Annotated in this window: 21 protein-coding genes and 1 riboswitch; of the genes, 19 read left to right on the plus strand and 2 right to left on the minus strand. The window is 38.0% G+C overall.

Annotation, left to right across the window (positions count from 1 at the left end):
- Positions 1–58: 58 nt before the first annotated feature.
- A complete protein-coding gene (locus FNL60_RS03195; protein ID WP_002264844.1) occupies positions 59–472 on the minus strand; it encodes an EamA family transporter in 414 nt (137 codons plus the stop codon).
- Positions 473–960: 488 nt separating this feature from the next.
- Between FNL60_RS03195 and FNL60_RS03200 the strand changes: the two genes are divergently transcribed.
- The 11 genes from FNL60_RS03200 to FNL60_RS03250 all read left to right on the plus strand — a co-directional run bounded on the left by FNL60_RS03200 (position 961) and on the right by FNL60_RS03250 (position 8,871).
- Positions 961–1,515: a GNAT family N-acetyltransferase gene (locus tag FNL60_RS03200; RefSeq protein WP_002264843.1), complete on the plus strand. Its 555-nt coding sequence runs from the start codon at positions 961–963 to the stop codon at positions 1,513–1,515.
- Complete coding sequence (spxR, locus tag FNL60_RS03205) at positions 1,508–2,791, plus strand: CBS-HotDog domain-containing transcription factor SpxR (protein ID WP_002262967.1); 1,284 nt, start codon at positions 1,508–1,510, stop codon at positions 2,789–2,791. Before FNL60_RS03200 ends, spxR begins: the two co-directional genes overlap by 8 nt.
- 17 nt (positions 2,792–2,808) lie before the next feature.
- Positions 2,809–3,669, plus strand: coding sequence for a methionyl aminopeptidase (locus tag FNL60_RS03210; protein ID WP_002264842.1), 861 nt, complete (start codon positions 2,809–2,811; stop codon positions 3,667–3,669).
- Positions 3,670–3,680: 11 nt separating this feature from the next.
- Positions 3,681–4,613: a YihY/virulence factor BrkB family protein gene (locus FNL60_RS03215; protein WP_002262965.1), complete on the plus strand. Its 933-nt coding sequence runs from the start codon at positions 3,681–3,683 to the stop codon at positions 4,611–4,613.
- A 155-nt stretch (positions 4,614–4,768) separates the two neighbouring features.
- Entirely contained in the window at positions 4,769–4,966 is a 198-nt protein-coding gene (locus tag FNL60_RS03220) for a hypothetical protein (RefSeq protein ID WP_002279964.1), read from the plus strand.
- Positions 4,967–4,974: 8 nt separating this feature from the next.
- Positions 4,975–5,169 (plus strand): hypothetical protein, encoded by a 195-nt coding sequence (locus tag FNL60_RS03225; protein WP_002262963.1) that lies wholly within the window; start codon positions 4,975–4,977, stop codon positions 5,167–5,169.
- A complete protein-coding gene (locus FNL60_RS03230; protein ID WP_002279965.1) occupies positions 5,159–5,524 on the plus strand; it encodes an EXLDI protein in 366 nt (121 codons plus the stop codon). Before FNL60_RS03225 ends, FNL60_RS03230 begins: the two co-directional genes overlap by 11 nt.
- A gap of 36 nt (positions 5,525–5,560) precedes the next feature.
- Positions 5,561–6,442 carry an ABC transporter ATP-binding protein gene (locus FNL60_RS03235; RefSeq protein ID WP_002279966.1) on the plus strand — a complete coding sequence of 294 codons (882 nt, stop codon included), beginning with the start codon at positions 5,561–5,563 and terminating at the stop codon, positions 6,440–6,442.
- The gene (locus FNL60_RS03240; protein WP_002262960.1) at positions 6,439–7,176 is read left to right on the plus strand and encodes an ABC transporter permease; all 738 of its coding nucleotides are present in this window, start codon (positions 6,439–6,441) and stop codon (positions 7,174–7,176) included. The genes FNL60_RS03235 and FNL60_RS03240 overlap by 4 nt, the downstream gene beginning before the upstream one ends.
- A complete protein-coding gene (locus FNL60_RS03245) occupies positions 7,169–8,278 on the plus strand; it encodes a sensor histidine kinase (protein ID WP_002273067.1) in 1,110 nt (369 codons plus the stop codon). Before FNL60_RS03240 ends, FNL60_RS03245 begins: the two co-directional genes overlap by 8 nt.
- Positions 8,275–8,871, plus strand: a complete 597-nt coding sequence (locus FNL60_RS03250) for a response regulator transcription factor (protein WP_002262958.1) — start codon at positions 8,275–8,277, stop codon at positions 8,869–8,871. Before FNL60_RS03245 ends, FNL60_RS03250 begins: the two co-directional genes overlap by 4 nt.
- 82 nt (positions 8,872–8,953) lie before the next feature.
- Here FNL60_RS03250 and FNL60_RS03255 read toward each other — a convergent pair whose 3' ends face one another.
- Positions 8,954–9,412: a GtrA family protein gene (locus FNL60_RS03255; protein WP_002262957.1), complete on the minus strand. Its 459-nt coding sequence runs from the start codon at positions 9,410–9,412 to the stop codon at positions 8,954–8,956.
- Positions 9,413–9,440: 28 nt separating this feature from the next.
- Positions 9,441–9,537, plus strand: a riboswitch (PreQ1 riboswitch).
- On the opposite strand from FNL60_RS03255, the gene FNL60_RS03260 reads away from it, so the two are divergent.
- The 8 genes from FNL60_RS03260 (at position 9,535) to glgA (ending at position 21,419) form a co-directional block, all read left to right on the plus strand.
- Positions 9,535–10,047 (plus strand): QueT transporter family protein, encoded by a 513-nt coding sequence (locus FNL60_RS03260; protein ID WP_002262956.1) that lies wholly within the window; start codon positions 9,535–9,537, stop codon positions 10,045–10,047. It overlaps the preceding riboswitch by 3 nt.
- A 209-nt stretch (positions 10,048–10,256) precedes the next feature.
- Complete coding sequence (gene ligA, locus FNL60_RS03265) at positions 10,257–12,215, plus strand: NAD-dependent DNA ligase LigA (protein ID WP_002268549.1); 1,959 nt, start codon at positions 10,257–10,259, stop codon at positions 12,213–12,215.
- Between the two features lie 12 nt (positions 12,216–12,227).
- On the plus strand, positions 12,228–13,271 hold the full coding sequence (locus FNL60_RS03270; RefSeq protein WP_002262954.1) for a diacylglycerol kinase: 1,044 nt from the start codon (positions 12,228–12,230) through the stop codon (positions 13,269–13,271).
- Between the two features lie 14 nt (positions 13,272–13,285).
- Positions 13,286–15,601 (plus strand): type I pullulanase, encoded by a 2,316-nt coding sequence (pulA, locus tag FNL60_RS03275; protein WP_002279967.1) that lies wholly within the window; start codon positions 13,286–13,288, stop codon positions 15,599–15,601.
- A 216-nt stretch (positions 15,602–15,817) separates the two neighbouring features.
- Positions 15,818–17,704, plus strand: coding sequence for a 1,4-alpha-glucan branching protein GlgB (gene glgB, locus FNL60_RS03280; protein ID WP_002262951.1), 1,887 nt, complete (start codon positions 15,818–15,820; stop codon positions 17,702–17,704).
- Positions 17,705–17,729: 25 nt separating this feature from the next.
- Positions 17,730–18,869, plus strand: a complete 1,140-nt coding sequence (locus FNL60_RS03285; protein WP_002262950.1) for a glucose-1-phosphate adenylyltransferase — start codon at positions 17,730–17,732, stop codon at positions 18,867–18,869.
- Positions 18,859–19,992: a glucose-1-phosphate adenylyltransferase subunit GlgD gene (gene glgD / locus FNL60_RS03290; RefSeq protein ID WP_002264832.1), complete on the plus strand. Its 1,134-nt coding sequence runs from the start codon at positions 18,859–18,861 to the stop codon at positions 19,990–19,992. Before FNL60_RS03285 ends, glgD begins: the two co-directional genes overlap by 11 nt.
- On the plus strand, positions 19,989–21,419 hold the full coding sequence (glgA, locus tag FNL60_RS03295; protein ID WP_002262948.1) for a glycogen synthase GlgA: 1,431 nt from the start codon (positions 19,989–19,991) through the stop codon (positions 21,417–21,419). Before glgD ends, glgA begins: the two co-directional genes overlap by 4 nt.
- The last annotated feature ends 27 nt before the right edge of the window (positions 21,420–21,446 follow it).

Below are 21,446 nucleotides of genomic sequence, written 5' to 3' on the forward strand. Positions count from 1 at the left end.
AGATGAAAACGAAGAAATTCCATTCAATATCATTGAATGGAATTTTTAATAGTATAACTTAACTAACTATCATCAAAGTTCCGCCGCCAATCAGTATACAGCCAATCAAAGATTTTATGCTAAAGTCTTCATGCAGAACAAGAAAAGCAAGAATGAGGGTAATCACAACGCTGAGTTTGTCAATAGGAACAACCTCTGATGCCTTACCCAGTTGAAGAGCTCGATAGTAGCACAGCCATGAGGCACCTGTTGCTAAACCAGAAAGAATTAGAAAAGTCCAGCTTTTCTTGCTAATGTCAGCTAAACCCGTCTGACCTTTTGTTAAAAAGACCATGCCCCAAGCCAAAAAGACAACTACAAGAGTTCGAATAGCAGTTGCCAAGTTTGAATTAACGTCCTCAATCCCAATTTTAGCAAGAATTGAGGTTAATGCTGCAAATAAGGCGGAAAGAAATGCAAATAATGCCCACATAAGTAAGCCTCCTTACTGAATCTATACAAGGAACCTTCCTATATTATCTAGGAAATTCAACGATTAAAAGTTTACGATAAGCCTATTATAAATCTTTCTATAACAAATAAAAAGCTATTTCATTTAGTGATTGTGATTGGCTTTTCTTGCCAATCAGACTTAGGAGGGGTGGTACGCATCTAAAATTGGAGATTGCAGGTTCCAATCAACCATTGCGTCAAACTATCACGGCTATTTTATATGACAATCTCAAACTTCTGTAACCACAGCGGCAATTGGCAGTTATTCTTTGTAGATGACGATGGTACTAGGGCGAAAAAGCACCCTAAATGAATGCTTTATGTTGTGAAAGTGATAGAACTGCTTATAGTTCTATCATGAAGGGTTGATGAAATCTAGACTCACCAAAAAGAATGGGACTTCCTTTTTATAGTTGCTTTTAAAAATTTTTCTTTGACTATTAGGCTAAAAAACTGTATTATAACAATATGGATATATGGACACAGTTAGGACGCTTTTCGGAATTTGAAACACAGCGTCTTTTGATGCGCTCTTTTGCTTTTAAGGATCATAAAGATTTTTATGAAATAGCAAGAGATGCGCAGAATTTGGCATTTATTTTTCCTTGTCAGGCAAATTTGGCAGAAAGTGACTTTTTGTTGGTTCATTATTTTATGAAAAATCCCTTAGGAATTTGGGCTTTAGAAAACAAACAGGATCATAAAATGATTGGTGCTATTAGATTGGACAAGCTAGATATAATAGCTAAGAGGGCTGAAATAGGTTACTTTTTGCATCGTCATTATTGGAAACAGGGGCTGGCAACCGAAGCACTTGAAAATCTTGTCTTTCTGGCATTCCAAGAACTCGATCTGAAAGACTTAGAAATTATTGTCCATAAAGAAAACAGAGCAAGTGCCAGAGTGGCAGAAAAGGCGGGATTTAGATTGGTTAGGCAATTTAAGGGAAGCGATAGATACACCCATAAAATGCGTGATTATTTGAAATATGATTTAAAAGCAGGTGATAAAAGTTATGAGTAAGCATCAAGATATTCTGGAATATTTAGAAAATCTAACAGTTGGGAAACGTGTCAGTGTTAGAAGTATTTCCAATCATTTAAAGGTTAGTGATGGAACGGCCTATCGTGCGATTAAAGAAGCTGAGAATCGCGGTATTGTTGAAACAAGACCACGCAGCGGTACCATTCGTGTAGAGAAAAAGGTAAGAGTACGTCTCAGTAAATTAACTTATAAGGAAATTGCTAATATCAGTGAGTCTGAAGTCGTTTCGGGCGAATCAGGTCTCGGTCATGAATTCAGCAAGTTTTCTATTGGCGCCATGACAATTGATAATGTTCATCGTTATCTGACAAATGATGGTCTTTTAATTGTTGGCGATCGTGAAGACATTCAACTTTTGGCCTTGGAAAATAAAAATGCTATTTTGGTGACGGGAGGTTTCTCAGTTTCTGAAAAAGTCCTTGATACTTCTAATCTATTAGGTATTCCAGTGATGGTCACCAATTATGACACCTTTACGGTTGCAACCATCATCAATCAAGCCCTGTCCAATGTTCGTATTAAGACAGATATTAAGACCGTAGATGAAGTTTATCAGGAAAAAGTTTATCATGGTTTCTTGCATGATACAGATACTGTTAGGGATTATAACAGTTTAATCAAAAAAACCAACCATGTCCGCTATCCTATTATCAATAGCCATGACATGGTTGTGGGCGTTATCAGTATGCGTGATGTGGCAGGTAAGGACCCTAATATGGTTCTCAATCAATTAATGACGAGAAATCCTGTTGTTGCTAAGTCCAATCTTAGTTTAGCTAACATTAGTCAGAAGATGATTTTTGAAGGTTTTGACATGCTGCCAGTTGTCAAGGAAGATTATAGCCTTTTGGGGGTTATTACGCGCCGTCAGGTTATGGAAAATCTGCAAAACTTTCAAAGAACCAGTTCTCATACCTATAGTGAACAAATCACAGCCAATTTACAGGAAGAAAGAACCGGCTTTCAATTTGTTGTTGAACCTGCTATGATTGACTCTGCAGGGAATCTAGCTCATGGCGTTTTGACAGAATTTATAAAAGACATTACCATGCGTGTTTTGACACAGAAGCATAAAAAGAATATCATTATTGAGCAAATGATGTTATACTTTTTACAAGCTGTTCAAATTGATGACCTTTTGAAAATACATCCTAAAATTATTACAGAAAATCGACGGAGCGCGACTCTTGACTTTGAAATTTACCATGGCAGTCAAGTGATTACAAAGGCTGTTGTGACAGCAAAATTGAATTAAAAACTAAGGAGTTAAAAATGATTACGTTAAAATCACAGCGTGAAATTGAAGCGATGGATGAGGCAGGTGATTTTCTGGCTAGCATTCATATCGGTTTACGTGATTTGATTAAACCCGGACTTGATATGTGGAAAATTGAAGAATATGTTCGCAGACGTTGTAAGGAAGAGAACTATCTTCCCTTACAAATTGGTGTTGATGGGCAGCTTATGGATTACCCCTACGCAACTTGCTGCGGACTCAATGATGAAGTTGCACACGCCTTTCCACGTCATTATATCTTGAAAGATGGCGATCTTCTTAAGGTTGATATGGTACTTGGCGGTCCCATTGCTAAAGAAGACCTAGATGTCTCAAAATTGAATTTTGACAATGTGGCTCAAGTCAAAAAATATACAGATAGTTTTCGTGGCGGTGTGGCTGATTCCTGCTGGGCCTATGCCGTTGGCAATGTTTCTCAAGAAGTAAAGAATCTAATGGCAGTGACCAAAGAGTGTCTCTATCGTGGAATTGAAAAGGCAGTAGTTGGCAATCGTATTGGTGACATTGGAGCAGCTATTCAAGAATATGCTGAGGCCAACGGTTATGGTGTCGTCCGTGATTTAGTTGGTCATGGTGTTGGCCCAACCATGCATGAAGAACCCAATGTACCGCATTATGGTAGAGCAGGACGTGGTCTGCGTTTGAAAGAGGGTATGGTCTTAACTATTGAACCCATGATTAATACCGGCACTTGGGAAATTGATACTGATATGAACACCGGCTGGGCACACAAAACGCTTGATGGCGGATTATCCTGTCAGTATGAGCATCAATTTGTCATTACAAAAGACGGTCCCCGTATTCTAACGAGTCAGGGTCAAGAAGGGACTTATTAATAGGAGCGACAGTGAAAAAGATTATCGAAAAATTACAGGCAAGCCAGTTTGTCCAGAATTTCTTAGAATATTATAAAAGTTCTGAAATGGATCTGTCCAGTATAGCAGTGGCTTACTATTTGATTTTGACCATCTTTCCTTTCTTGATTTTACTGGCTAATTTGTTTCCTTATCTTCATATTGATACTTCGGAACTTTTGTCTTTCATGAAAAATAATCTACCAGAACAACTTTATGAAAATACTTCTGGTATTGTCAGAGGGATTTTTAATAAGCCCTCTACCAGTCTCTTGTGGTTAGCCATTGTAACAGGGTTATGGACTATGTCAAAAAGTCTGACCTTTTTACAGAAATCCATGAATAAATCTTATGGTATCCAGAATCACCGTGATTTGATTTTAGGACATATTGTGGGTATTTTTTCTAGTTTGCTGGTTATTTTCTTTTTGGCTCTTGCTATTATGTTGTCCACCTTCGGTAAAACCGTATTAACCTTTCTTTATCATAATTCTTTTCTTAATCAAGATTTATATGATATTCTCATGAATTTGACTCAGCCCGTGACAGCAGCCATCTTTTTCGTTGCTTTAGGGGTTCTCTATTATATCTTGCCTAATGTCAGAATTAAAAAAATTCGCTACATTTTGCCGGGAACCATCTTTACCAGTTTTCTCTTTTTTACCATGACAAGTTTATTTGGTACTTATATTAACTATGCTACAGCTAGCATGGAAAATTTACGTGTTTTTGGTTCCGTTACTTTGTTTGTTTTGATGCTGTGGTTTATTGTCTTTGCTAGAATTCTGATTTTAGGGGCTGTTTTAAATGCCAGTTACCAAAAAAAATATGTCAAAGAATTCAAGCCTCGAAGAGGTAATATTATTACGATTATTCAATCCAGACATCATACTCTTAACAAAGATGAAAAAAAAGGAGACGATTAAAAGCTATTTCAAACCGAAGATAAACTTCTTGTTGAGGTTTGTCTTTTTCTTTTGTCTAAAACATGACAAAAGTCATATGATGTCATGACATTCTGGGCTGAAATGTCTTGCTGTTTTTCGATAAAATCATATCATAAAGAAAACGAAGAGGGACTATGAAAATTAAAATTTCTTATATTGTGTATGTTGTCATCGCAACTATTTTTGCAGGGTTGAGTATTTTTACAGATATTTTTGAAACCTTACACTTTGAGGCTATCTTTTCACACTTGGGACTGATGATTGGCTTGCTGATTGCTGCTTCTGCTTTAATTGGGATAACGAAATCGCTTATTAAAGAATTGACGGATTAGGGGGGATCATGAGATCATTGAAATTACTGCTCATTTTTATCGTGATTGTAGCTTTTGTTAGTATTTTGGCTTTGATGACTGATTATTTTGCGGGCATCTCACTATGGCATGTTTACGCACTCATGGGCATTTGTATGACACTGTTTTATGGAATTTTTCCCTATTTTAAAAAAATCGCAGGGAGGAAAGAAAATGACTTATGAAGAAATCAAACTCAGTTTTTTGAAAGGCGGCATTCGTTCTTACAAAGTCTTTCAAGGGCATAAACTCTACTCTCATACTGTCACATCTGAGAACAATCAGAGGCTGATTTCGAAAAGGGTTTACTTAACAAAAAAGAGGCATTACGTCTACTATGAGCGGACAGATATTAATTGGAATTACTGGGATAAAGGCAAAGAAGACTCAAGTTTTGATCCCAATCAGGTTGAGGAAAATAATGTTTTTGAAGTTGCGGATGATTTGAAAACTTTTGCGAAATACTTGGGCAAAGACATTGTTGAGAAACTAGCTGATAAAGTTCAGCATGGCGAGATTGTCGAGTATTTGGATATTTAAGATCAAACTGGAAAACATCATATGGAGGAGCATAATATGGCGAACACTGTTATAAGCGTTTCAAATTTATCCAAACAATTTAAGGCGAAAAAAGTTTTGAGGGACATTTCTTTTGAGGTTAATGAGGGCGACTGTATAGCGCTGATTGGACCAAATGGTGCAGGGAAGACAACCCTTATGTCTTGTATGTTAGGAGACATAAAGACTAGTTCAGGTCAAGTGCTTTTTAAAGGACAAAAAAATAAGCCCAAAGCTCAGGTAGCAGTTCTCCTACAGGAAAATACAATCCCTTCTGTCTTAAAAGTTAAGGAATTGATTGTATTCTTTAGGGAAATTGCAGATGATTCATTGACTGAAGAAGAAATTAGGCAATTATTGCAGTTTTCAGATCAGCAGTATGAGCAACTGGCTGGGAAATTATCTGGCGGTCAGCGTCGTCTCTTGGCTTTTATCCTTTGTCTGATTGGAAAACCTAAGGTTCTCTTTTTAGACGAGCCAACGGCAGGTATGGATACTTCCACACGGCAACGTTTCTGGGAGATTGTTCATGATTTGAAAGAAAATGGAACGACCATTCTCTATTCGTCTCATTATATTGAAGAAGTGGAGCATACAGCGGATCGCATTTTGGTCTTGCACCAAGGACAACTGATTCGGGATACGACCCCATTTGCCATGCGCAGTGAGGATAAAGAAAAACAAGTAACCTTATCTATTACTTATGCTCAGCTAGTTCATAGTCTTGATAAGGTCTACGACATAGAAGAAAAACAGGATACGGTAACCTTTATGACCAAGGATTTGGAACAAATATGGTCTATATTGCAGAAACAAGGTTGCAGTATTTCAGAGATTGAGATTCAAAATAAGACTCTATTAAATACCCTGTTTGATTCGACAAAAGGAGAAGAAGCATGAAAGCATTATTAAAAGTTGAGTGGATTAAGACCTGGAGGACTTGGCCCATGTTCATCATGGCGGTTGGGATGCCAGTTGGTTTCTTTCTTATTTATTCAGGAATGAAGATGTATGACACAACACAAGGGCAGACAGATTTTATCAGATCATTTATGATTACTATGACCGCCTTTTCTATGTCGAGTTTTGGAATCTTTTCTTTCCCTTATATGCTTAAGGAAGACCAAACTAATCATTGGTTAAGCTATCTCGAACATTCTAGGATTTCCATTTATAAATATTATCTGTCAAAAATTTTTCGAGTTTTGCTGAATTTTTTAGTTTCTATTATTGTGACTTTTATGATTGGTGCTTTTGTTAGGCATGTGGAAATGACACCGATTCGCTGGATAGGAACAAGTTTACTGTTATTAATGGCTAGCTTAGTCTTTCTAGCTTTAGGGCTTTTGATTGAACGGATTAAATCCGAACAAATCATGTCTATTGTAGGGAATATTGCTTTTTTGGGTTTAGCCATTCTAGGGGGCTCTTGGATGCCTATTACTATGTTTCCAGACTGGGTACAGTCTATCTCTAAAGTTTCTCCCATTTATCACGTTAACCAATTAGCGGTCAATTTTGCTCAAAAAGGTCAGCTGACATGGAATTCCTTGTTTATTACACTGGCTTATGCCATAATAGTAGCAGGGCTTGCCCTATTCATTAAACAAAAACAAGAGGTTGAAAGTGTTTAGACGACATCAAAAGAATGACTTGCCTTATTATATAGGGCTAGTCTTTCTCGCTTTTCCCATTTTAGGTACTGCGGCAAACTATTATCCTATGTGGACTTTAATTTTAACCGCTGGTTTTACAGCTGCCTATCTGCTTTTAGTTCGGCTGAAGGCCAGCTATCATAGGGTAATTGCGGTCTTATGGTTTTACACACTGGCTTACATTGCTTTTATGACTCTAGCTTATGAAGGGGCTATGATGTGGTTTCTTTTTTATCATGTCAATCTATTGGTTTGGCGGTTTGGAGACAGCTATCGGTCTTACCGCTTTTTATCCTTTTCTCTGGTCACTTTTTTTCTGGGGATTAATGGCATTATTTATGGGATTGTTCATAGGAACAGTATTGCTGTCTTTTTGATGTCCATCACACTTCCAATTTTTGTATTTGGCATGTACTATTTCCAAAATCATTTACGTTTGCAAGAAAAAATGGAAGCAGAGATTGTTGAGCAAAACCGCACCATCAATATCCTATCTGCTGAAAATGAGCGCAATCGGATCGGCCGTGATTTACATGACACATTGGGGCATACCTTTGCCATGATGAGTCTCAAGACGGAGCTGGCGCTTAAGCAAATGAAAAAGGGTCGGTACGAAGCCGTGCAAAAGCAACTAGAAGAGCTCAATCAAATCAGTCATGATTCCATGCATGAGGTGCGCGAACTTGTCAATCATCTCAAATATCGGACAGTGTCGGAGGAGCTGACTGAAATGGAGCGTCTCTTTGGTTTATCTGATATCAGTCTATCTGTTGACAATCAGTTGGACTTGGACAGCTTATCCCCTGTTACTCAGTCTACTATGACCATGGTTCTGCGGGAGCTGGCTAATAATGTCATCAAGCACAGTCAGGCTGATGACTGTCAGATTACGATCAAACGTGGGGAGGAGGGGATTGAAGTAACTGTTGAGGATAATGGTGTTGGATTTGATGAGCTGACAGGTCAGGAATTGCACTCTATTCGTGAACGGCTTGGTCTGGTCAATGGAGAAGTTGAAGTTACCTCTTCCAACAATCCGACAGTCGTCACTATTTACCTAAATGAAGGAGGACGTCAATGAAATTACTAGTTGCTGAAGATCAATCCATGCTGCGAGATGCGCTCTGCCAATTACTGCTTATGGAAGATGATGTTGAAGAGATTTATCAGGCAGCTGATGGTCAAGAGGCAATTGAGCTACTTGGTAAGCAAACAGTTGATGTTGCTATTTTAGATATTGAAATGCCAATCAAAACAGGTTTGGATGTTTTAGAGTGGATTCGTCAGCACCAAGATACTAAGGTCATTATTGTGACAACGTTCAAACGTTCTGGTTATTTCAAACGCGCTTTAGCAGCCCATGTTGATGCTTATGTACTTAAGGATCGCTCTGCCAGTGAATTAATGGCAACCATTTATACTGTCCTTTCAGGTCAGCGGGAGTACTCACCAGAGTTAGTTGAAGAGGTAACCTTTGACAGCAATCCGCTTAGTGAACGGGAACAAGAAGTTTTACAATTGGTTGCTAAAGGAGCCTCCAATCAAACAATAGCAGAGCAGCTCTTTTTGTCCAATGGAACTATCCGCAACTATATGACAGCTATTTTTAACAAGCTTAACGCCAACAATCGAACAGATGCAGTCCGTATTGCGCGTGAGAATGGTTGGTTCTAACTGCAGAAGAAAAAAATTCAGTACCTGTTTTGCAGAACTGAATTTTTTAACAAAAGGAATGATTGGTTGTAGGGAGCCCTGATTAGCTCTCTTTTTTATTTTTAAAAATAAAGAATTTACTGATGATATAATTGGTTGCCATAATCAAAAACTGTGAAATAATGGTTTCAATAAAATTAATCATATCATGATTGTTTCTGACAAAACGGCCGATAATACCCGGAAACTTGTCAACAAGTAAAAAGGCCAGCAGCAAATCAAGTGCTAAGGTTGATAGACGGGCGATGAAAAATTGAATAAAACGTTTCAGCCAGCCTTGACGTTTTTGGTTAAAAACAAAATAATCATTGGTAAAGAAGGCAAAGGTAATAGAAGTGACATTAGCAATGACTGCTGAAAGAGTAGCTTCTTTAGTAATGAAAAAGAGCGGCGTCCGTGTTAGAAAATAGACAAAGGTAGTCAGAATGCCGAAAAAAATATATTTGGAAGTTTCATGGGTAATAATCTTTTTTAGGGTTTCATTGCGTAGTAATCTTTTCATAAGATTACTATATCAAAAAAATTGAAAATATGCTATACTGGATAAGTTGTCTGACAACCCTTGGTGCTTATTTCCCTTTCACCAAGCATATTACAAACGGTAGATCCGTTAAAGGAGAAACAATGAAACAACTAACTGTTCGTGATTTAGCCCATATCGCCATTGTGGCGGCCTTATATGTCGCCTTGACTGCGACTCCGCCGTTAAATGCCATCTCTTATGGTGGTATACAATTTCGGCTTTCAGAAATGCTTAATTTTTTAGCTTTCTATAATCCTAAATACATCATTGCTGTTACTCTAGGCTGTATGATTGCCAATACTTTTGGGACTATTGGTCTTCTTGATGTCTTTGTCGGCGGTGGTTCAACCTTAGTTTTTGTAACATTAGGCCTGATCCTTTTTTCTAAGTATAAAAAGGAATACATTTTTAATGGCCTCTTTAATAAGGCCTTCTTTTACTTTTCTGTGTTTTACGCTATATTTATGGTAACGATAGCAGCGGAAATTTCTCTTGTTCTCCAAACGCCATTTTTACTGACTTGGATAACTGTAGCAGTAGGAGAATTGATTTCCTCTCTTTTTGGAGCTCTTGTGATTGATAAATTGGCCCAATATATAGATTTTACAAGATAATCTTCTTCGGAAGATTATTTTTTTATGAGACAATAAAGATTTTGCCTATAACCGATTTGAAAAAATCAGCTCTTAATAATCATTCTAATAAACGTGAAAGTTGCTTTTCTTTCTTTACACTGCTTTTAATTCTTTAAAATAAAGCTTTCCCTTTTCTTTTATAATTAAAAATTAGTTAAAGCTAGTGAAAATATGGTAAAATAAGAAATATGAAAGAACGTATGAATGAGCTGGTTCAGCTTCTTAATCAATATGCCAGAGAATATTATACAAAAGATAATCCCAGTGTTTCAGATGCTGAGTACGATAAACTCTATCGTGAACTTGTAGAACTTGAAAAAGAATTTCCAGAGGATATTCTTCCTAATAGTCCGACGCATCGTGTGGGTGACCTTGTTTTAGATGGTTTTGAAAAGTATAGACATGAGTATCCTTTATTTTCTTTACAAGATGCTTTTTCTCGTGAAGAATTAGATGCTTTTGATAGGCGTATTAAAGCAGAATTTCCGCAGGCTGACTATTTAGCAGAATTGAAAATTGATGGTCTTTCTATTTCTCTAACCTATGTCAATGGCCGTTTACGAGTTGGGGCTACCAGAGGAGACGGGACAGTTGGTGAAAATATCACGGAGAACCTTAAGCGTGTGCGAGATATTCCACTGCATTTACCTGAAAATATTGATTTGACAGTACGTGGGGAATGCTATTTGCCTAAAGCTTCCTTTAAAACTATCAATGCTGAGCGTAGGGAAAATGGTGAGACTGAATTTGCGAATCCGCGAAATGCAGCGGCAGGCACTTTGCGTCAATTGGATACTAAGGTTGTGGCTAAACGAAAATTGGCGACCTTTATCTATCAAGAGGCTGGTCCGACAGCTGCCAGCAGTCAGGAAGCAGTACTAGAAAGTTTTGCCAAGCTCGGTTTTACAGTCAATCCTCGTCATATTATTTCCTCCTCAATGGATGCTATTTGGCAGTTTATTGAAGATGTTGCTAAGGAAAGGGCTGAACTTGCCTATGATATTGATGGCGTTGTTATCAAAGTGAACAGTTTGGCCTTACAAGAGGCACTCGGTTTTACAGTTAAAGCACCCAGATGGGCCATTGCCTATAAATTTCCAGCTGAAGAAAAAACAGCAGAAATTTTATCGGTTGACTGGACAGTTGGTCGAACAGGGGTTGTGACACCAACAGCTAATTTAACACCTGTTCAGCTGGCAGGAACAACGGTCAGCCGAGCAACCTTACACAATGTTGACTATATTGCTGAAAAAGATATCCGAATTGGTGACATAGTTGTTGTTTATAAGGCTGGAGATATCATTCCGGCAGTTTTACATGTCGTTGAAAACAAACGTGACCAGCAAGTGCCGCTACCAATTCCAACAGTCTGTCCGTCCTGTCAGAGTGAACTGATCCATTTTGAGGATGAGGTGGCTCTTCGCTGTGTTAATCCACGCTGTCCAGCCCAATTAAAGGAGAAATTGATTCATTTTGCTAGTCGTGATGCTATGAATATTATAGGATTAGGTCCGGCTATTGTTGAAAAATTATTTACAGCAGAACTCATTTGCGATGTGGCTGATATCTATCAGTTGACTCCTGAGAACCTTATGCAGCTCGAAGGGATCAAGGAAAAATCAGCAACTAAGCTTTATAAGGCTATTCAGGCTTCCAAAGCCAATTCAGCCGAAAAACTTTTATTTGGATTGGGTATTCGTCATGTCGGCAGTAAGGCGAGCAGACTTCTTATGGAACGCTTTGAGAGTCTTGAGCAGTTAGCTGCTGCTGATTTTGATGATATTGCTGCTATTGATGGTTTGGGAATTGTTATTGCAGAGTCTTTAAAAACTTACTTTGCAACAGCAGGCGCACAGAAACTTTTGATAGAGTTAAAAACAGCAGGTTTGAACTTGACTTATCTCGGCAAAAAAACAGCAAGTGATGCTGCTTTAACTGGGATGACAATTGTTTTAACTGGTAAACTAGCAAACTTGACCCGCAGCCAAGCTAAAGAAAAACTACAAAGTCTTGGTGCTAATGTAGCTGGAAGTGTTTCTAAAAAAACCAGTCTGGTCATAGCGGGGAGTGATGCAGGTTCTAAATTAGAAAAGGCTAAAACTTTAGGAATTGAAATTAAGGATGAAGCTTGGCTAGAAAGTTTGTGATAGGAGAGAGAAATGGTAAGAAAACAAAAACGTGCACGTTTAATTTACAATCCAACTTCAGGTCAAGAAATCATGAAGAAAAATGTAGCAGAAGTTTTAGATATCTTAGAGAGCTTTGGCTACGAAACGAGTGCCTTTCAGACCACGCCCAGAGCAGATTCTGCTAAAAATGAAGCTGCACGTGCCAGTCAAGCAGGGTTTGATTTAGTCATTGCTGCCGGAGGTGATGGCACTATCAATGAGGTTGTCAGCGGGATTGCACCTCTGAAAAGACGTCCTAAAGTGGCTATTATTCCAACGGGGACGACCAATGATTTTGCTCGTGCTCTTAAAATCCCCCGTGGCAATCCTGTTGAAGCAACTAAGCTCATTGGTAAAAACCAGACCATTCATATGGATATTGGTAGGGCTTATAATGACAAATATTTCATTAATATTGCCGCAGCAGGCAGTTTGACAGAATTGACCTATAGTGTGCCTAGCCAGCTAAAGACAATGTTTGGTTATCTCGCCTACTTAGTCAAGGGGGCGGAGCTCTTACCACGTGTTCGAAATGTCCCTGTCAAGGTCTTTTATGATCATGGCGTTTTTGAAGGTGAAGCTTCCATGATTTTTGTAGCTTTAACCAATTCTGTTGGAGGCTTTGAAACGATTGCTCCAGATGCTAAGTTGGATGATGGTAAGTTTACGCTCATCTTAGTTAAAACGGCTAATCTTTTTGAATTAACAGATCTTATTCGTCTTGTTTTGACAGGTGGGCGGCATATTAATCACAAAAAGATCGAGTATATTAAAACCAGTTACCTTAAAATTATTCCTCAAGGGAATCCTCCTAAGCGGATGATGATTAACCTTGATGGAGAGTACGGCGGTGATGCACCGATTGAATTGCGCAATTTAAAAAATCATATTGAATTCTTTGCTAATACAGATGAAATTTCAGATGATGCGATTACTCTTGATACAGAAGAACTGGTGCTAGAAGCAATTGCCCAGAAATTTGCGAGAGAAGCAGAAAGTCTGGATGAGATGGATAAAACAAAAGAGCAAGATTAGTTAGGTAAAAAGACATGAAACATACCGTAGTCGTACATTACCATAGTAATACAGAAAATTATTTTGAGTTTAGCTTATGGCAATGGCAGAGCGGACAGATGGGAAGGGATGCCTCTTTCTCACGTTTTGATAATTTTGGAATTGTTGGAAATCTCGTGTATGAGTCTGACACTTTTCAAAGTCAAGTCTATCTGATTGTCAAAAATGCTGACTGGTCCGTTAGAACACCTGATTTTAGTATTAATTGCAATCCTGGTCTGTCTAAAAGCGAGGTTTGGATTGTTCAAGGGGATGATACGCTTTATTATTCATGGCAAGCAGCAGTTGCAAGCCATGCTTATAATCAACGTCAGCCGCATGCTTTTGATATGGCTGTCAATAGTAAGCGTTTTGATTATGAATGGGGTTTTCAAGGCTGGCTTGGTTTTTCTTATCAAGAAGATAAAACTGAATTTCGGCTTTGGGCACCAACTGCTAGACGGGTTGAATTAATTATTTACAGTTCAACTGGTGAGAAATCAAGTGTTCTCAAGGTTTTAAAAATGAAGCGCGGGGAAAACAGAACCCCTGATGATCATACAAAAAATACACATGGGGTCTGGAAGCGTACAGTCGAAGGTGACTTGAATTATCATGCTTATCGTTACCGTGTTTATTATCGCAGACGTATTTTTCGTGATACAAGAGATCCTTATTCTATTGCTGTAACGGCTGACGGGAAACGTTCAGTTGTTATTGCTGATACTGATTTAATACCGGAAGGTTTTAAAGTCAAACACAGGCAAGAGGCTAATTGGCGTCTTAGCAATCCTAACCAAGCGGTGATAGCAGAGATGCATATCCGAGATTTTTCTAAATCTGAAACTTCAGGTGTCAGGCATGAAAATCGCGGCAAATTCTTAGGTGCTTTTGAAACAGGAACCAAAAATTTATATGGCGATCAAACAAGTTTTGATTATCTCAAGAGTTTAGGTATTAATTACGTGCAGCTGCAGCCTGTTTTTGATCATCACCAGACCTTCAATGAAGATGGCTCTTACGCCTATAATTGGGGTTATGATCCTGAAAACTATAATGTTCCAGAAGCTAGCTTTGCGAGCAATCCTCATGCACCAACCACTCGCATTTTAGAATTAAAACAGCTCGTTCAGGCTTATCACGATGCAGGTATTGGTGTCATTATGGATGTGGTTTACAACCATACCTATTCTTCCACAGATTCTGCTTTTCAGCTGGCAGTGCCTGATTATTATTATCGTATGAATCATGATGGTTCCTTGCAAAATGGTTCGGGCTGTGGAAACGAGACCGCTAGTGAAAAAGAAATGTTTAGGAAATACATGATTGATTCCATTCTTTATTGGATTCAAGCCTATAATATTGATGGTTTTCGGTTTGATCTGATGGGGCTTCATGATGTTGAAACCATGAATGCTATTCGTCAGGCTGTTGATGCTATCGATCCAAATATCTTGCTTTATGGTGAAGGTTGGGATATGGGAATAGGGCTCATGCCAGAAGATAAGGCTAAAAAAGATAATGCTTATCAAATGCCGCGTATTGGTTTTTTCAATGACGATGTGAGAAATGCTATTAAGGGTGCTGAAGTTTACGGCGATTTCAAACGCGGTTTTGTATCAGGAGAGCCTACTGAGAATAAAATTGCCAAGGGCATGTTAGGCAGTGACGAATTAAGTTCTTATTTGGTACCGAACCAAGTACTCAATTATGTAGAGGCACATGACAATTATAACCTTAATGATCTGCTTATAGAATTACATCCTGAAGATGATAAAACAACTCATATTAAACGCGTTGAGCTGGCAAATAGTCTGGGGATTTTGATGCAGGGAATGGCCTTCATTGAATTAGGACAGGAATTTTTACGAACTAAGCTGTTTCCAACGGGTCCAGATGGGGAATTAACCCATGCTGATAAAGAACGCGCAATGAATAGTTATAATGCCCCCGATGAGGTTAATCAAATTGACTGGAATAATGTAACACTTTATAAGTCAACCGTTAATTTTGTTAAAGAATTAATTCGTTTAAAAACACAAGAAGAGGCTTTTTCTTATCAGACCTATGAGGACATCCGTAAGCATGTTTATGTTGAGTCAGCAGAATATGGATCTGGCTTAGTGATTGTCAGCATAAGTAGCCACGATAAAATTTTCAAATTAATTTTCAATGTTAGTGAAAAAAACGCTAAAATTGATATGACACAAGATGAAAAGTATGATATAATATTAACAAATATAAAACGCTTTCATAAATTGAGTGGACAACTTGAAAATTTGACAGCTACGGTCTTTGAATTAAAAAAATAATCCAAGTTTTCTTGGATTATTTTTGTTTTCTTATAGCAATTTGTTTTCTTTAAATGGTGGAATAGTCCAATGAATGCAGCACAGTCAAAAGTCTGGAAATACTCCTAGTTGGTATAAGATAAACGGAACGAATGCAGCAATAAAGGAAGATAAATTGCTAATTGAGCGTTTCTGTCAGAAGGATTTGGTAAGCGATATAAAAGAGGAGGTGATACAATGAATGAGAGAGAAGCACTCAGAACATTTGGAACTGGAGAAAACTTTCATGCACAACACTACTTTGGATTTCATGAAACTGAAAAAAATGGCGTAAAGGGTTATATTTTCAGGGTTTGGGCGCCAAATGCTGAGGATCTTCATCTTATTGGTGACTTTACTGGCTGGTTTGATAATCCCTTACAAATGGATAAAAATGAGGCAGGCGTTTGGGAAGTCTTTACGGATTTACCTAAGGAAGGCCATATATATAAATACCTTGTGAAGCGACAAGGTGGGCAAATTGTTGAAAAGATGGATCCATTTGCTATTTATTTGGAAGAGCGTCCGGGAACGGGTTCTCTCATCAGAACCATTCCTGAAAAGAAATGGAAAGATGGTCTTTGGTTGGGCCGCCGTAAACGCTGGGGATTCTTTAAAAGGCCAGTCAATATTTATGAAGTTCATGCGGGTTCTTGGAAGCAAAATGAAGATGGAAGTCCCTATAGCTTTGAACAATTAAAGGATGAATTGGTTCCTTACTTAGTAAAGATGAATTATACACATGTTGAATTCATGCCTTTGATGGCTCATCCTTTGGGCATGAGCTGGGGCTATCAATTGATGGGCTTCTTTGCCTTTGAGCACACCTATGGTACTCCAGAACAGTTTCAGGATTTTGTTGAAGCCTGTCATCTTAATAATATTGGTGTCATTGTTGACTGGGTGCCTGGTCACTTTACACAAAACGATGATGCTCTGGCTTATTTTGATGGGACACCGACCTTTGAGTATCAGGATCATGACCGTGCCCATAATTATCGTTGGGGAGCTCTTAATTTTGATTTGGGTAAAAATCAAGTTCAATCTTTCTTGATTTCTAGTGCTAAATTTTGGATAGATTTCTATCATATTGATGGTATTCGTGTTGATGCTGTCAGCAATATGCTCTATTTGGATTATGACGAAGGGCCTTGGCAGCCTAACATAGAAGGTAACAATCGCAATCTAGAAGGTTATTATTTTTTGCAGCGTTTAAATACAGTGCTCAAATTAGCTCATCCAGATGTAATGATGATTGCAGAAGAGTCAACAGCTACAACTAAGATTACGGGCAGGCGTGAAGAAGGTGGTCTGGGATTTGACTATAAATGGAATATGGGTTGGATGAATGATATTTTGAAATTCTATGAAGAAGATCCAATTTATCGCAAATACGATTTTAACCTTGTGACGTTTAGTTTTATGTATCTCTTTTCCGAAAATTTTATCTTACCATTTTCACATGATGAAGTTGTGCACGGCAAAAAGAGTCTGATGCATAAAATGTGGGGGGATCGTTATAATCAATTTGCTGGTCTGAGAAATTTATATACTTATCAAATCTGCCATCCTGGTAAAAAACTGCTCTTTATGGGAAGTGAATTTGGCCAATTCTTAGAATGGAAATATGACCATGCCCTTGAGTGGACTAATCTTGAGGAAGAGGATGGACTTAATCTTAAAATGCAAGATTTTACCAGCCAACTCAATCAATTTTATAAAGATCATAAGGTACTCTGGCAATTGGACACCAGTTATGATGGTTTAGAAATTATTGATGCTGATAATGTTGATGAAAGTGTCTTGTCTTTTATCAGAAAAAATGAGAAGGGAGATCTATTAGTCTGTGTCTTCAATATGGTTCCTGTGGAACGCAAAGGTTTTACAATAGGCGTTCCGGTTGCGGGTATATATGAAGAAGTATGGAATACTGAACTTGAGGAATTTGGTGGAGTTTGGAAAGAGCACAATATGACAGTCAAAACACAAAAAAATTTGTGGAAGGAATATGAAAATACGCTCAGCTTCACTTTGCCAGCCTTGGGTGCTAGTATTTGGAAAATAAAACGTCGTTTGAGAAAGTAAAAACTTATTTGGGAAGGAAATGCATATGAAGAATGAAATGTTAGCTCTTATTCTTGCTGGGGGACAAGGGACACGACTTGGAAAATTGACGCAAAGCATTGCAAAACCTGCTGTCCAGTTTGGCGGGCGTTATCGTATTATTGATTTTGCACTTTCAAATTGTGCCAATTCAGGCATCAATAATGTTGGTATTATTACACAGTACCAGCCACTGGCTCTTAATAGTCATATTGGAAATGGCTCAAGCTGGGGTTTGGATGGTATTAATTCTGGGGCAACAATTCTTCAACCTTATTCTGCAACAGAAGGCAATCGTTGGTTCCAAGGAACCAGCCATGCGATTTACCAAAATATTGATTATATTGATAGTATTAATCCTGAGTACGTTCTTATTTTGTCGGGTGATCATATTTATAAGATGGACTATGATGATATGCTTCAAACCCACAAAGATAATATGGCCAGCTTGACAGTTGCAGTTATCGATGTACCTCTTAAAGAGGCTAGTCGTTTTGGTATTATGAATACGGATTCCAATGACCGTATCGTTGAGTTCGAAGAGAAACCAGAACAGCCAAAATCAACCAAAGCTTCAATGGGAATTTATATTTTCAATTGGGATCGTTTACGGACCATGCTTGTTGATGCTGAAAAGAACAATATTGATATGTCTGACTTTGGTAAAAATGTCATTCCTGCTTATCTTGAGTCAGGTGAGCGTGTTTATACTTATAATTTTAACGGCTATTGGAAAGATGTTGGGACCATTGAATCACTCTGGGAAGCTAATATGGAGTATATTGGCGAAGACAATGACCTTCACAGCCGTGATCGTTCTTGGAAGATTTATTCAAAAAACTTAATCGCACCGCCAAACTTTATCACCGAAGAAGCTCATGTAAAAGATTCTTTAGTTGTAGATGGCTGTTTTGTTTCTGGTAAGGTTGAACATTCTATTTTGTCAACCAATGTTCAGGTCAAAGAAGGTGCCCAAATCAAGGATTCCTTTATTATGAGTGGTGCTGTTATTGGCGAAGGTGCTAAAATTACACGTGCCATTGTTGGCGAAGGAGCCAAGATTGGTGAAGACGTTGAGATTGATGGTACTGAAGAAGTCCAAGTTATTGGTTATAATGAAGTAGTGGGGGTTCCAAATGAAGATTGATAAATATTCTGCAATTCTAGGAAGTGCTATCGGATTCCCAGAAATGGAAGGATTAACAGATACGCGTCCCTTGGCAAATCTGCCTTTTGATGGTAAATATCGCTTAATTGACTTTCAATTATCAAATTTAGCAAATGCTGGTATTCGAAGTGTTTATGGTATTTTCCGTGGACAAAATATTCGTTCTATTTTTGATCATATCAGAAGCGGTCGTGAATGGGGTCTTAATACACTCTTAAGTCATTATTTCCTAGGTTTCTATAATACACCAGAAGATAGTATTTATGCCGATAAGGATTATTATGATCAAATCTTGACTTATTTAAAACGTTCAGGTTCTGATCAAACCATTTACATGTCTTGTGATATTCTGTGTAATATTGACTTGCAGCAAGTGATTCATCTGCATAATGCTAATAAACGCAATATAACAGTTGTTTATAAAAAATTGCCAATCAATGCTATTTCTGCAGCTAATGACATTTTAGAAATTGATGAAACGGATACTGTTACGGGACGCCGTGATAGTCAGTCTGGTAATGAAACAGAAAAAATGTCTGCTGGTATCTATATTGTGAATACCTCTTGGTTGATTGAGCAGATGGAAAAAGAAAATCAAAAAGAAGAACCGATTAATCTTCGTTTCTTATTGCGTGATTTGACAGTAGCTGAGAAAGCTCTTGCTTTTGAATACACTGGTTATTTGGCTAATATTTCTTCTATCCAGTCTTATTACAATGCCAATATGGATATGCTGGAATCTCAAAAATTTTATTCCTTGCTTTATTCTAACCAAAAAGTTTATACTAAGGTCAAAAATGAAGAAGCGACCTATTTTGCAGTGGATTCGACTGTAAAAAATGCTCAGTTTGCTTCAGGAAGCATCATCAAAGGAACTGTAGATCATTCCATTATTTCGCGCAACTGCCATATTGCTAATCATTCCCGTGTTGTTAACAGTGTTGTTTTCCCTAAAGTAAGCATTGGTGATGGTGCAGTAGTAGAGAATGCTATTCTTGATAAAAATGTTAAGATTGCTCCTGGAGTAACCATTCGCGGTACGGGAGATAAACCTATTGTTATCGCAAAAGCAAGTGAAGTTGTTGAGGATATTATTCAATGAAAATCTTATTTGTAGCAGCGGAAGGGGCTCCTTTTGCAAAGACAGGCGGTCTGGGCGATGTTATTGGTGCCTTGCCCAAATCCCTTGTGAAAAATAATAATGAAGTCAGTGTTATCCTTCCTTATTATGATGTTGTTGATGCTAAATTTGGTGACCAAATAGAAGATCTGTTCTACTTTTTCACCAATGTCGGCTGGCGTCGTGAATATGTTGGTATCAAACATATCTTCAGAGATGGCGTTGACTTTTACTTTATTGACAATAAGCATTATTTTTATCGTGGTCAAATCTATGGTGAATTTGATGATGGTGAACGCTTTGCTTACTTCCAATTAGCTGCTTTAGAAGCTATGGAAAAAATTCAATTTATTCCGGATATTCTTCATGTCCATGATTATCACACCGCCATGATTCCTTACTTGCTAAAGGAAAAATACCATTGGATTAATGCTTATCATGGGATTAAGACAGTATTTACCATTCATAATATCGAGTTTCAAGGTCAATTCAATCCTTCTATGTTAGGAGAGCTTTTTGGAGTTGGTGATGAGCGTTATCGTGATGGGACGCTGCGGTGGAATGATTGCCTCAACTGGATGAAGGCAGCGGTGCTCTATGCAGATCGTGTCACCACTGTTTCACCATCTTATGCTAAAGAAATTATGACTCCTGAATTTGGTAAAGGACTGGATCAAATTATGCGGATGGAATCAGGTAAGTTAAGTGGTGTTGTCAATGGTATTGACACGGACTTATTTGATCCGGAAACAGATCCACATCTGGCAGTGCATTTTTCAAAAGATGATCTGTCAGGTAAAGCTAAAAATAAAGCAGCCTTGCAGGAGCGTGTTGGTTTACCAGTACGTGAGGATGTTCCTTTGGTTGGTATTGTCTCTCGTCTGACAGATCAGAAGGGTTTTCAGTTGGTTGTTGATCAACTTAATACAATGATGCAACTGGATTTACAGATTGTTTTACTAGGAACAGGCTATGCTGATTTTGAAAATGCTTTTGCTTGGTTCGGTCATGCTTATCCAGACAAAATGTCAGCCAATATCACTTTTGATTTAGAATTAGCTCAGCAAATTTATGCTGCCAGCGATATTTTCTTAATGCCGAGTGCATTTGAGCCTTGTGGCTTGTCACAAATGATGGCTATGCGTTATGGTACCTTACCGCTTGTACATGAAGTAGGCGGACTTCGGGATACTGTTATTCCTTATAATGAGTTTGAAAAGACAGGAACAGGTTTTGGTTTCCAAGACTTCTCAGGTTATTGGCTGACCAAAACGCTTGAAGCTGCGCTAGATGTCTATTATAATAGAAAAGAAGACTGGAAAATTCTCCAAAAAAATGCGATGACAACTGACTTCTCTTGGGATACAGCCAGTCAATCTTATGAACATCTATATAAAGAACTAGCTTAGGCTAGTTCTGTCCCTTATGAAAGGAAA

The sequence above is a fragment of the Streptococcus mutans genome, assembly GCF_006739205.1.
Taxonomy (GTDB): domain Bacteria; phylum Bacillota; class Bacilli; order Lactobacillales; family Streptococcaceae; genus Streptococcus; species Streptococcus mutans.

Excerpts from the sequence above, each read along its gene's own strand:
- pulA (WP_002279967.1), top strand. The coding sequence starts at position 13,286 with ATGAAACATACCGTAGTCGTACATTACCATAGTAATACAGAAAATTAT.
- FNL60_RS03240 (WP_002262960.1), top strand. The coding sequence starts at position 6,439 with ATGAAAGCATTATTAAAAGTTGAGTGGATTAAGACCTGGAGGACTTGG.
- FNL60_RS03210 (WP_002264842.1), top strand. The coding sequence starts at position 2,809 with ATGATTACGTTAAAATCACAGCGTGAAATTGAAGCGATGGATGAGGCA.
- FNL60_RS03270 (WP_002262954.1), top strand. The coding sequence starts at position 12,228 with ATGGTAAGAAAACAAAAACGTGCACGTTTAATTTACAATCCAACTTCA.
- FNL60_RS03250 (WP_002262958.1), top strand. The coding sequence starts at position 8,275 with ATGAAATTACTAGTTGCTGAAGATCAATCCATGCTGCGAGATGCGCTC.
- FNL60_RS03225 (WP_002262963.1), top strand. The coding sequence starts at position 4,975 with ATGAGATCATTGAAATTACTGCTCATTTTTATCGTGATTGTAGCTTTT.
- glgA (WP_002262948.1), top strand. The coding sequence starts at position 19,989 with ATGAAAATCTTATTTGTAGCAGCGGAAGGGGCTCCTTTTGCAAAGACA.
- FNL60_RS03195 (WP_002264844.1), bottom strand. The coding sequence starts at position 472 with ATGTGGGCATTATTTGCATTTCTTTCCGCCTTATTTGCAGCATTAACC.
- spxR (WP_002262967.1), top strand. The coding sequence starts at position 1,508 with ATGAGTAAGCATCAAGATATTCTGGAATATTTAGAAAATCTAACAGTT.
- FNL60_RS03285 (WP_002262950.1), top strand. The coding sequence starts at position 17,730 with ATGAAGAATGAAATGTTAGCTCTTATTCTTGCTGGGGGACAAGGGACA.
- FNL60_RS03220 (WP_002279964.1), top strand. The coding sequence starts at position 4,769 with ATGAAAATTAAAATTTCTTATATTGTGTATGTTGTCATCGCAACTATT.
- FNL60_RS03255 (WP_002262957.1), bottom strand. The coding sequence starts at position 9,412 with ATGAAAAGATTACTACGCAATGAAACCCTAAAAAAGATTATTACCCAT.
- FNL60_RS03260 (WP_002262956.1), top strand. The coding sequence starts at position 9,535 with ATGAAACAACTAACTGTTCGTGATTTAGCCCATATCGCCATTGTGGCG.
- glgD (WP_002264832.1), top strand. The coding sequence starts at position 18,859 with ATGAAGATTGATAAATATTCTGCAATTCTAGGAAGTGCTATCGGATTC.
- glgB (WP_002262951.1), top strand. The coding sequence starts at position 15,818 with ATGAATGAGAGAGAAGCACTCAGAACATTTGGAACTGGAGAAAACTTT.
- ligA (WP_002268549.1), top strand. The coding sequence starts at position 10,257 with ATGAAAGAACGTATGAATGAGCTGGTTCAGCTTCTTAATCAATATGCC.
- FNL60_RS03200 (WP_002264843.1), top strand. The coding sequence starts at position 961 with ATGGATATATGGACACAGTTAGGACGCTTTTCGGAATTTGAAACACAG.
- FNL60_RS03230 (WP_002279965.1), top strand. The coding sequence starts at position 5,159 with ATGACTTATGAAGAAATCAAACTCAGTTTTTTGAAAGGCGGCATTCGT.
- FNL60_RS03235 (WP_002279966.1), top strand. The coding sequence starts at position 5,561 with ATGGCGAACACTGTTATAAGCGTTTCAAATTTATCCAAACAATTTAAG.